Here is a 7,923-nt window from a genome sequence, read left to right on the forward strand (position 1 = left end):
TCCCGCGCGGCCCTCTCGGCGTCGGTCAAACCGCCGCCCTGCGCGTACCTCACAGCATCAGGGCTACCGGAACGACCCGGACGCTGTCAGGCGAACAGCCCCGACATCACCCAATCAAGTTCAGTAGTCGCCCGGCTCGCGGTCGTTTAGTCCGAGTTCCTTCGGCGGGATGTGGTCCGGGTCGATCTTCGGCGACGTCGAGACCTCCACCCCATCCAATCTCCGGTCCACCGTCACCACATTGTGCGAGCAATTCTGCGTGTATCCGTACTCGTTTGTGTTGTTGATGTCTTTGAGCCATGGATACTGGTCATCCAGAAAACCCTGTGCCTCCTCGGGCGTTACGGAATCAGCATGGATCGCTCTTTCTGTTACCTGATCCGTGGGCCTGTCGAGGTCTTTCCAGTCGGGAATATCGTGAGGAGTGCTTCCCGGTGCAACGGGTGCTTTGCCGCGCTCTCCGCACCCGCCTCCAGCGCTTCCTTCCCGACCCGCGCCCCGACCCGGGCTCCGCCCAGGCCCTTGGTGCCGATGAGTTCGGGGATCAGGCGGCCGAGACCTTCGCTCGGATCGTCCTTGAAGCTGTCGATGAAGGCGCCCGGGATGCGCTCCGGGTGGGCGGCGGTGGAGACGAGGCCGGCCAGGGTCGTGCTGACGCTCTGCGAGTACTCCGCCGGGTGCGTGAGGTTGTAGAAGTCCATCGGGTTGAGGCCGCGGACGAAGTTCAGCATCCCCGCGGTGCCCTTGGCCGCGCCGCCCACCACGTGGTTGAGCTCGACGGCCACGGCGCCCCCCTGGTCGAGGAACTCTGCCATCGCCCGTTCCCGCGGCGTCGGCTCGGCCGGGGCGAGCCGGGTGGCGGCCGCGACGGCCCGCTCGGCGGTGGTGGCCGCGTCGTCGCGCTGGCGGCGGGCCTCGGTGAGGACCTCCTGGGCCCGGCTGAGCTCCACCGTGCCCACGGTGGACTCGACGGGCGGGGGACCGGGGTCGCCGGCTCCGCTCCGTACGGCCGCGTTGAAGGCCTCGGCCTGCCTGGCGTACGTGTCCGCGGCGTCCTTGCGTGCCCTGACCGCCGCCCGGTGGAGCTCGATGGCGCCCAGGGCCTGTTCCTGTGCCCACTCGACCGTTTCCGCGTACCGGTTGAGTGCGCTGCCCGCGGCCTCGCACGCGTCGGCGGCGTGGAACCAGTCCGTCGGGTGCATCGCGAACTTCTCGCGGAAGGCATCGGCCGCGGCGCCCTTCCAGCGGCCGGAGTCCAGGGCCCGCATGCCCTGCCCGACCCGGTCGAAGGCCTTGTGGAAGTCCATGAGGTGCGCCGCGGACGCGCGGATCGCGGCCGCCTTGCCGTGGACGAGTTCGTTGGCCAGCTCGCTCTGGCCGAGCTGCTTCTCGCGTATCGAAACCCCGAGGCCGGAGGCGACCTCGTCGCCGAAGCCCTCGACCTTGTCCGCCCAGCCGTGCGCGCCGAGGCGGTCGAGGTCCGCCCCGACCACTTCGGTGGCCGCGTCGATGCCGTGGCCGATGACCTGCTTGGCGGAGTCCACGCCGCGGTCGAGCTGCTCGATGCCCTTGTCGAGGAGTCCACCCCAGTCCGGCATCAGTGCTCACCGACCGGCTGTGTTTCGGGGGCCGGGCCGGCCATGTCGTCGACCGCCCTGTCGACGTCGTCCCGGAGTCCGGCGACGTCGATGATCTGGTTGGACAGGAGCAGATCGGAGCTGTTCAGGTCCCGGATCGTGCCCTTCCAGGCTTCCCCGCTGTTCTCGGAGGCCCGGTCGTACGACTCCCGGCGGTAGTCCGCGTCCCGGATCTGCGTGTACGGATTCTCGGAAAGGACCTCGCCCCAGTCCTTGCCGACGACATCCGACTCGGATGCGTACGGATTGCCCAGCCCGGCGTTGGCCACCACCTTGAAGCTTCCCTGGATGTACTGGTCCTGCTCGTGCAGTGCCCCCGCCGACAGGCCGACCTTCGCCGCGAAGGCGTTGCCCTCCTGCACGAGGGAGCGGACCCCCCACTCCCAGCGCCCGCAGAAGGTGTCCAGGGCGGAGGTGAGCCCTTCGTGCCCGGTTTCCATCCCCGAGAGCGCGAGCCCGGAGAATCCGCGGCCCATGCTCGCCGTACCGACCAGCCCGAGCTCCTTCAGCTCGGCGAGCGTCTGCGTGATGCCCTGCGCGATCTGGCCCAGAGCCTCCTGCGAGGCGTCGAGATCCGCACCGTCCCCGCTCATGCCGCCGCCTCCCCGCCGAGCGCCGCCGCATCCGGCACGATCCCGCGCACGGGCGGGAAGACCGCGCCGTCAGGACCGGCCGCGTCCAGCGCGACCCCGCACGGGAAGTCCAGCGCCGGCATCACTTCGTCCAGGAGCCGTGCGCCGGCCATGGTCCGGTACGGCCATTCCCGCCCGGCCTCGCCGCGCGCCTCGGCGAAGCGGGCCAGCGTCTCCTCGCTCGTGAACGCGCAGATCCAGTCCAGGCCCCCGAGCCCGGCCGTCCACAGGCCGCCCCGGTCGTCGAAGGGCACCAGCACCACCCGGCCGCGGAAGTCCGCCAGCCGCTCCAGCGCCGCATCCCGTGCATCCGCCACCGGATCGGACTCCGCTACGGGAACCACCGCCGGGGCGGAGGCAGCCCGTCCGGCCGCCTCCGCCCGCAGTTGGGCCCACTCCTCGTCGAATCCCACCCCGGAGCCCCCTAGTTCGATCAGTCGAACAGACCCTTGTGCGGGGTCCCGGCGGGCCGACCGGGGTGTGGTCAGGGTGTGTCAGCCCTTGCTGACGGCCAGCAGGATCTCCGGGAGCTTGCGCACCACCGTCGGGGCGGCGAGGCGCAGGCCGGCCCAGGTGGCCAGCGTTCCCCAGGCCACGCCCAGGGGGAGCAGGACCCAGGCCAGGGACTTCTGGTCCGTGGCGCTGAAGTAGATGGCCAGGGTGATCACCGGGGAGCTGATCAGCGCCGAGACCACCATCCCGGCGAAGATGCCTCCGTACGCCAGGGCGCCCTGGCCCGGAGCGACGTTCTTGAAGGCCCCGTCCGTCGGGATCGAGTACGGGAAGCGGGCCGATGCGAGGGCTCCCGTGCACAGCATCGAGCCGAGCAGGGCCAGCGCCACTCCCAGGGCGCCGGGGAGGCCGGACCAGTCGCCGAGCAGGGCGGCCGTGACGGCGGCCACCACCGCGGTGAAGGGCACGGTGATCAGTGCGAGGGCGATGGCTCGGGCGCGCAGTTCCACGTAGGCGTCACGGGCGCTCGCAATGGTCTGCGCGACCATCCAGAACGCCGAGGTGTCCTGCCCGAACTGGTTGTACATCTGGACGCCGAGCATGCCCGAGGCGAAGCAGGCCAGGTACACCGAGCCGCCGCCCTGAAGGGCGTTGGCGACCGGGATGATCAGACCGATCGCCAGGGCCGACACCGCCGCCGCCTTGGTCTTGGGGTCACGCGCCATGTAGCGCAGCGAGCGCTGGACGGCCGCGCCCGTACGGTCGTCCGGCAGGAGCGACCAGACTCCGGCCGCGCCGTTCGCCGGCTTCTTCTTCTCCTTGGCCGCCGCGACCGTCGAACCGTCCGGGGTGACCATCAGCTTGGTCAGGCTGCGCTCCCAGAACCAGAGCAGCAGCCCGAGGGCCGCGACCGTGATGAGGAGCTGGGCGGCCGCGATCCCGTACGAGCCCTCGCTCGCGGAGTCCACCATCCCGACGGCCGTCGCGGGCGGCAGCCAGCGCACGACCGCCCCGGCCGGCTCCAGCCGTTCCAGGCCGCCGGTCTCGAACAGCTGCTGGGTGGCGAAGTTCGCCACCTGGGCGCCGACCGCGATCAGCAGGCCGCTGAGCAGTGCGAGGTCGCGTCCCTTGCGGCTGGTCAGCAGCCGGACGTTGGCGGTCGCCACCGCCCGGGCCAGCGCGACGCAGCCGACCAGCAGCAGCGGCACGGCCAGGACGGCGGCCACCGCGCCCGCCGCGCCCCGTGCGAGGGCGATCACCGAGCCGACGGCCAGGCACAGCGTGAACAGCGGTCCGATGCCGACGAGCGAGGAGGCCAGTAGGGCCCGTACGAGCGGACGGGGGCGCAGCGGCAGCATGGCCAGCCGGGTCGGGTCGAGCGTCTCGTCGCCGGTGGCGAAGAACAGCGGGACGAACGTCCAGCAGAGGGCGAGGACCGCCGCCAGCAGGACGACGACCGTGCCCGCGTGCGCGTTGCCGCGCAGCAGGGCGAGGCTGAGCGTGCCGATGAAGGCCATGACGAGGGCGAAGGCGAGGGCGCCGAAGTAGGCGGCCTTGCGCATCGGGGCGCCCTTGAGCCCGTTGCGCAGGAGGGACAGCTTGAGGCGGACGAAGATCGGCGTGATGTTGACGGACGCGGCCGCGGAGGCGGATGCGGCGGACCCGGACGGGGGCGCCGGAGCACGGGTGGGCGTCGGCGTGCTCATCGGACACCCGCCCCGGTACCCGCCCCGTTGCTCCCGCCGTTGGCCGCGGCCCCGCCGCCGAGCCAGTCCAGGGAGTCGCCCGCGGCCCGGCCGTGCGCCCCGACCAGCTCCAGGAACGCGGCCTGCAGCGAGGGCGCGTCACCCCGTACGTCGGCCAGCGTGCCCGCGGCGCGGATCCGGCCGGCGGCCATGACGGCCACCCAGTCGCACAGCGACTCGACGAGCTCCATGACGTGGGAGGAGAAGACGACCGTGGCTCCGGAGGAGGTGTAACGTTCCAGCACTCCGCGGATGGTCTGCGCGGACACCGGGTCCACGCCCTCGAACGGCTCGTCCAGGAACAGCACTTCGGGGTTGTGGAGCAGCGCGGCCGCCAGACCGATCTTCTTCCGCATGCCCGTCGAGTAGTCGACGATCAGCTTGTTCTGTGAACCGGCCAGGTCCAGGATCTCCAGGAGCTGCGTGGCCCGGCTGTCGGTTTCCGGGCCCGGCAGTCCCCGCAACCGGCCCATGTAGCCGAGCAGTTCCCGCCCGGAGAGCCGCTCGAAGAGCCGCAGCCCCTCCGGCAGCACGCCGATCCGGGACTTCACCCCCACCGGGTCCGCCCACACGTCGTGCCCGGCGACGATCACCCGGCCCATGTCCGGGCGCAGCAGCCCGGTCACCATCGACAGGGTGGTCGTCTTGCCCGCGCCGTTCGGCCCGACCAGGCCGATGAACTGCCCGGCCGGAAGCTCCAGATCGATCCCGGACACGGCCACCTGCTCGCCGAACCGCTTCCACAAACCCTCGACCCGCACGGCGGGTGCGGCGGACGGCGCGGGTCGCGCACCGCCACCCGGTCCACCCGTCCCGTCCGTCCCGCCCGTCGCAACGCCCTGGTCCGGCATGCGCCTGCCTCTCGTTCCGTTCCCCGTGTCCTGCTTTTCTCACCATAGGAGGAGGGGGAGAGGCGGAGCAGTTACTTATGTCATGAGTTTCCCTGTGGAGATGTCCGCTGGTCAGGGCCGGGTCACGGGGTGCGCCGGGCCCGTTCCGCCGCCGCCTCGCGCCCGCAGGCGTAGGCCAGTGCGTCGATCAGCTCCTCCACGTCCGGCAGCCACCGGTTCGCGGCCGTCGGAGGCTGCGCCCACTGCACCGAACCGCGGCCGCCGATGCGGGTCGGCGGCGCGGCCACGTACTCGCCCTCGCCGCGCGCGGCCAGGTCGAGTTGGGCGGGCTGCCAGCCGATCTTGCGCAGCAGGTCGGGCACCTTCGCCCCGGCGCCGGGCAGGACGAAGAACAGCATCCGCCCCGCCGGGTTGGCGATCACCGGTCCGAGGGTGCGCTGCATGCGCTGGAGCCGGGCCAGCGCCAGGAAACCGGCCGCGTCCGGGACGTCGAGGGCGTCGAAGGTACGGCCGGTGGGCAGCAGGATGGCGGCCTTCGGGTTCTTCCCCCAGAGCCGCCTGACCTGCACGGCGCTGCCCGAGGCCTGCGAGGCCCAGTCCTTCCCCGCCGCGTGCGCGCCGGGCACGGGGCATTCCGCGGCCCCGCACGAGCACTGCTCCCGCCCCTCGCCGGACTCCAGCCAGGTGCCGGCGAAGACATCCCAGTGCCGTTCTTCCGTGTACCGCACGGCATGGTCCAGCAGCGGCTCACTGCGCTGCAGGGGGATGGGCGCGGTCTCCGTGACTCCGATGGTCTCTTCCACGTGCAGCACAACTCTTGCGGTCACGGGGGGTTACGGGCGTAAACCGGCTGGGCTGCGGAGCATCGATCCTGCATGCGGGGCGCATCGGTGCATCGCGGGGGGCGCGTGGGAGGCCGGGGCGCCGGAGGTGGGTAGCGACAGGACGCAATGGGGAAGATTCCCCGCACATCAGGCGGGAAGTGATCATTCGAACGATCACCCGCGTCTCTGGGGGTTTTCATGGCAGCCAGGCCTCTCGTCGCCCGCCAGCCGAACGAACGGCTGCAGGCGCTCATCCAGGAAGCCGGGTGCTCCAATGCCGGGCTCGCCCGGCGCGTCAACATGTGCGGGGCCGAACACGGTCTCGACCTCCGCTACGACAAGACCTCCGTGGCCCGCTGGCTGCGCGGCCAGCAGCCGCGCGGCCGGGCTCCGGGGATCATCGCCGAGGCGCTGGGCCGCAAACTCGGCCGGACCGTCACCATCGACGAGATCGGCATGGCCAACGGCAAGAACCTCGCCTCGGGGGTGGGCCTGCAGTTCTCTCCGACCGTCATCGGGGCGATCGAGCAGGTCAGCGAGTTGTGGCGGAGCGACGTGGGCCGGCGCGACTTCCTGTCGGGGTCGAGCGTGGCCTCCTCGGCGCTGGTCGAGCCCAGCCGCGACTGGCTGATCACCGGGGCCGACCCGCAGGTCGCGCGCAGCGGCGGCTCCCGGGTCGGGATGTCGGACGTGGAGGCGGTACGGGCCACCACGCAGGCGTTGAAGGACCTCGACCACCGCTTCGGCAGCGGGCACGTGCGCCCGGTGGTCGTGCACTACCTCAACTCGGTGGTCTCCGGCCTGATCGGCGGTGCGTACCGGGAGCCGGTCGGGCGGGCCCTGTTCGCGGCGGTCGCCCGACTGACCGAGCTGGCGGGCTACATGGCGGTGGACACCGGCCAGCCGGGCCTGGCCCAGCGCTACTACATCCAGGCCCTGCGGCTCGCGCAGGCCGCGGGCGACCGGGCGTACGGGGGCTACGTCCTGGCGGCGTCGATGAGCCACCTGGCGGCGGAGCTGGGGAACCCGAGGGAGATCGCGCAGCTCGCGAGAGCGGCACAGGAGGGCACCCGGGGCCAGGTCACCCCCCGGGTGGAGGCGATGTTCTACGCGGCGGAGGCGCGGGGGCACGCGCTGCTCGGTGACGCGCGGTCGACGGCGGTGCTTTCCTCGCGGGCGGTGACGGCGCTGGAGCGGGCGGAGCCGGAGTCGGGGGACGACCCGGAGTGGATCCGGCACTTCGACGCGGCGTACCTCGCGGACGAACTGGCGCACTGCCATCGGGACCTGGGGCAGGCCGACGCGGCGGCGAAACGGGCGGAGGAGGTCCTCCGGGACCTCCCGGCGGGCAAGGCGCGGCGGCGGGCGATCGGGTTGCTGCTGTTGGCGGCGGCGCGGGTGCAGCAGCGTGAGGTGGAAGCCGCCTGCCAGACGGCGACGCAGGCGGCGGAGGTCCTGTCGGGCATCCGCTCCCACCGCGGGGCGGTGTACCTGGAGGACTTCCGCACCCGCCTGGACCCGTACCGGGAGGAGCCGGCGGCCCGTGAATTCGCCGCCCGCCTGGAGCCGGTGTCCTGACCTGCGGCGCCGTTGCCGGGGACCGGTCCCCGGGCCCCTGCGCCTCAAACGCCGGCGGGGCTGGGGTGTGGTCGGTGTCTGTATGGCTGCGGGTGGGGGACGGTGCCGGGGGCGGGGTGGGGTGTCGGCCTGGACTGCATGATTTAGGCGCCCTGTGCGCAGCTTCGACAGGGTTCGGGGTGTTGCTGCGCCACAAATCACGC

At 72.1% G+C, this 7,923-nt stretch carries 7 protein-coding genes; 1 reads left to right on the plus strand and 6 read right to left on the minus strand.

The features are described from left to right. Positions 1–371 precede the first annotated feature (371 nt). The 6 genes from AC061S_RS43880 to AC061S_RS43905 all read right to left on the minus strand — a co-directional run bounded on the left by AC061S_RS43880 (position 372) and on the right by AC061S_RS43905 (position 6,145). Positions 372–1,598 carry a putative T7SS-secreted protein gene (locus AC061S_RS43880; protein WP_478691482.1) on the minus strand — a complete coding sequence of 409 codons (1,227 nt, stop codon included), beginning with the start codon at positions 1,596–1,598 and terminating at the stop codon, positions 372–374. Beyond that, positions 1,598–2,230: a hypothetical protein gene (locus AC061S_RS43885; RefSeq protein ID WP_478691483.1), complete on the minus strand. Its 633-nt coding sequence runs from the start codon at positions 2,228–2,230 to the stop codon at positions 1,598–1,600. The genes AC061S_RS43880 and AC061S_RS43885 overlap by 1 nt, the downstream gene beginning before the upstream one ends. Continuing rightward, complete coding sequence (locus tag AC061S_RS43890) at positions 2,227–2,682, minus strand: SseB family protein (RefSeq protein ID WP_478691484.1); 456 nt, start codon at positions 2,680–2,682, stop codon at positions 2,227–2,229. The genes AC061S_RS43885 and AC061S_RS43890 overlap by 4 nt, the downstream gene beginning before the upstream one ends. A gap of 81 nt (positions 2,683–2,763) precedes the next feature. Beyond that, the gene (locus tag AC061S_RS43895) at positions 2,764–4,428 is read right to left on the minus strand and encodes a transporter (protein ID WP_478691485.1); all 1,665 of its coding nucleotides are present in this window, start codon (positions 4,426–4,428) and stop codon (positions 2,764–2,766) included. Then, positions 4,425–5,318 (minus strand): ABC transporter ATP-binding protein, encoded by an 894-nt coding sequence (locus tag AC061S_RS43900; RefSeq protein WP_478691486.1) that lies wholly within the window; start codon positions 5,316–5,318, stop codon positions 4,425–4,427. The genes AC061S_RS43895 and AC061S_RS43900 overlap by 4 nt, the downstream gene beginning before the upstream one ends. A gap of 122 nt (positions 5,319–5,440) precedes the next feature. Next, a complete protein-coding gene (locus AC061S_RS43905) occupies positions 5,441–6,145 on the minus strand; it encodes a bifunctional DNA primase/polymerase (RefSeq protein WP_478691487.1) in 705 nt (234 codons plus the stop codon). Positions 6,146–6,340: 195 nt separating this feature from the next. On the opposite strand from AC061S_RS43905, the gene AC061S_RS43910 reads away from it, so the two are divergent. After that, positions 6,341–7,720, plus strand: a complete 1,380-nt coding sequence (locus tag AC061S_RS43910) for a transcriptional regulator (protein WP_478691488.1) — start codon at positions 6,341–6,343, stop codon at positions 7,718–7,720. The last annotated feature ends 203 nt before the right edge of the window (positions 7,721–7,923 follow it).

This window comes from Streptomyces sp. CA189 (assembly GCF_056428985.1).